This is a genomic window from Amycolatopsis sp. SID8362 (assembly GCF_010550475.1).
Taxonomy (GTDB): Bacteria; Actinomycetota; Actinomycetes; order Mycobacteriales; family Pseudonocardiaceae; genus Amycolatopsis; species Amycolatopsis eburnea.
On the sequence record NZ_JAAGNB010000876.1, the window covers coordinates 1 to 3,032 of the forward strand.

The window sequence follows — 3,032 nt, forward strand, 5'->3', positions numbered from 1 at the left end:
CGTGCCCGGCTCGACGCAGTTCCCGCAGCTGCAGCCGGCCACCGGCATCCCGTCGTCGAGCGCGGTCGCCGCGCCGACCACCACGACGACGCCGTCCCCGGTGATGATGCACGCGCGCCGGACGCCGGACCCCACGCCGACGCCGACCGTGACGGTGAAGCTGCCGCCGCCGTCGACGGCCACGGTCACCCTCCCGACGCCGACGTTCGACTGGGGCCGCTGCTCCCCCTACGGCTGCCGCCGCGACGGCACGCCGGTGCGCTGACGGCGCAGGAGCAGGTAGGTCCCGGCGGCGAGCACGAACCCGGCCGCGAACGTCAGGTCACCGGTGCCGGGCACGGCTTTCGGGATCGGCGCGGTGTAGAGCGCCTGGTTCGCGAACAGCCCGACGGACGCCACCAGGCCGACGAGGAACGCGGTGAACCCGGCGGTGTTGCGGTGGCCCTTGTCGGCGAGCAGCGCGCCGAAGTCGGTGCCGCGGCGCAGGTGGTGGTCGGCCAGCAGCACGCCGAGCCACGGGCCGATCCAGTAGGCGATGACCAGCAGGAAGTTCTCGTAGGCGTGCCCGGCGTCGGAGAGACCCAGCCAGGCCAGCACGAACCCGACCGCGCCGAACGCGAGCGCGACGACGGCGCGGCGCCAGGCCAGCGGCAGCCGGACGCCGAGGGCGAGGAAGGCGAGCGCGCCCGAGTAGACGTTCAGGACGTTCGCCGCGACCGCGCCGAGCGTGATGGCCAGCAGCGTCGCCGCGGCGAGGAACCCGGGCAGGTGCCCGGTGAACGCCGTCGCCGGGTTGGCGTCGTCCGGTCCGCCGATGGTCGCCGACGCGGCGCCGGCGAGCATCAGGACGGTGGTGGACAGGAACAGCCCGAGCCCGGCGTAGCGGCCGATCGCGCGTTTCGACGCGGTTTTCGGCAGGTAGCGCGTGTAGTCGGCGGCGTAGGGGTTCCAGCCCGCGGTGTAGCCGAACGCGGTGCCGACGGTGAGCAGGAACCCGCCGACGCTCCCGGTGTTCGCGGTGGCGCCCGACTTCGTGAAGACGACGACGCTCGCCGCGGCGAACACGACGGCGAGGACGGCGAAGACGTACTTTTCGTAGGCCTGCACGAGGTTGTGCCCGAAGAAGGCGATGGCGATCTGCAGCGCGACGACGAGCACGAGGCAGGCGAGCACGGGCAGCCCGGTGAGGCCGGCGAGCGCGAAGGCGCCGCTGACGCTGTTGACGGCGAACCAGCCGATGCCCGCCATGACCGACATCAGCGCGGCGGGCAGCAGGTTGCCGCGGTAGCCGAACGCGGCCCGCCCGAGCACCATCTGCGGTACGCCGTACCGCGGCCCGCGCGCGGACAGGACACCGTGCGCGAGCGCGCCCAGCCCGTTCCCGACGACGGCCGCGAGCGCGGCCTGCCAGAAGGTCAGCCCGAAGGCGGTGACCGCGAGGACGCCGACGAAGACCGTGGCGAACTCGAGGTTGGGGGAGGCCCAGGTCCAGGCCAATTGCCGCGGCGTCCCGTGCCGGTCGGCGTCGGCGACGGGTTCGACCCCGCCGGGCTCCACGGCCACCACCTTGTCGCCGTAGCCGGCGCCCTCGGTCCTCGTCATGGGAGGACGGTAAGCGGTGAACGTTGCGACGGTGTGACGGTTTCCCGGGTTCCCGCTCAGCGGCACGGTTCCCGCTGACCGGTACCCGCGAAGACCCCCTCACCGGCCCCGATGCCGGTGAGAGGGCCTCCGACAGCCCCACTACGGGTTCGAGGGTCAGCCGGTGTAGCCGGCGACGATCTTGGTGAACGCGTACTTGTTCTGCGTGATCCCGCTGCATTCGCCGCCGCCGCTGCAGTCGCGGTTGGTGGCCCAGAACGTGAAGCGGGCCAGGTGGTGGCTCGTCGCGTAGGTGCGGATGGAGGTGAAGTTCGACACCGTGACGGTTTCGCCCGCGTTGTCGGTCTTGCCGTTCATCGAGGAGAGGCCGCTGTGCCGGTAGGCTGTGTCGTCGCTCCAGCCGAACGTGGACTTGAGCTGGTTCTTCAGCCCGTCGACCGCGGACTTCGTCAGGGCGGCCATGTCGCCGCCGCTGGAGAAGTCGAACGGCATGACCGACCAGACGTCGACCGGCGCGCCGATCGCCTTGGCCTGGTTGATCAGGCGCTTGCCCCACGAGTCGGGGCCGGTCGTGGTGGTGCCGATGGTGATGACGACCTTGAGGTTCGGGTTCTTCTGCTTGGTCAGCTTGACCGCGTTGAGGATGCGGTCCTGCACGGTGTTGTTCTGGAACTCGTCGGTGTTCTCGATGTCGAGGTCGATCGCCTTGAGGCCGTAGGCGTCGATCACCTTCTGGTACGCGCCCGCCAGCGCCGAAGCCGACGTGCACTTCGAGCCCAGCTTCGTGCCGGACCAGCCGCCGAAGGAGGGGATCACGTCCCCGCCCGCGTTGCGGATGTTCTGGATCATCGTCTTGTCCGAGCCGGTCAGCGAACGGGTGCCGTCCCACTTCGGGTTGCAGGTGCCGTCCGACAGGACGAAGGCGAGGGTAAACGCTTTCACGCCGGTCGCGGACATCGCCGCGGTCGGGCTGGTCTGGCCGCCCCACTGGTACAGGTACGGGGAGGCGAGCACCGGGTCCACCGCGGCCATGGCCTGCGGGGCGAGACCGACCGCCGTCGCCATCGCGGCTCCGGCCGCGAGTGCGAGGGTGATGAGACGGCGCACTGATGTCATGGGGGTCCTCCGATTGTGCTGGTGGAGCACCTCCGGTTTGAGGCGGCGGGATCAACCCGGGAGGAGTGCTGTGTGCCACCACACAGTGGACTAGACCAATGTTGCGTGTCAACCCTTCTTCGGTCGGAAAATGACTGACGGTGCGCGGCCGGCTCCCGAGCGTCGGCGCGTGTGAGATTCCCCTGAAGGCGGATCGACAGCGCCGGGCATTCCGGCTACTTTGCCGAAATGGTGGGGGATTCGGTCGCCGCCGGCGGAGGGCGCCGCCCGGGCCGGCTGCTGCCCGCCGTCGTGCTGGGGCGCTGGGCGCTGTG

2 protein-coding genes and 1 pseudogene are annotated in these 3,032 nt (G+C 70.8%); 1 reads left to right on the forward strand and 2 read right to left on the reverse strand.

The features are described 5' to 3' along the window. Positions 1-265: pseudogene (locus G3I65_RS27450) on the forward strand (hypothetical protein); the annotation flags it as partial. Here the strand turns inward: G3I65_RS27450 and G3I65_RS27455 are convergent. After that, positions 229-1,602: a cytosine permease gene (locus tag G3I65_RS27455; RefSeq protein ID WP_160698682.1), complete on the reverse strand. Its 1,374-nt coding sequence runs from the start codon at positions 1,600-1,602 to the stop codon at positions 229-231. The pseudogene G3I65_RS27450 and the gene G3I65_RS27455 sit on opposite strands and share 37 nt — an antisense overlap. A 156-nt stretch (positions 1,603-1,758) precedes the next feature. Further along, positions 1,759-2,718, reverse strand: a complete 960-nt coding sequence (locus tag G3I65_RS27460; RefSeq protein ID WP_166640634.1) for a chitinase — start codon at positions 2,716-2,718, stop codon at positions 1,759-1,761. Positions 2,719-3,032 lie beyond the last annotated feature (314 nt).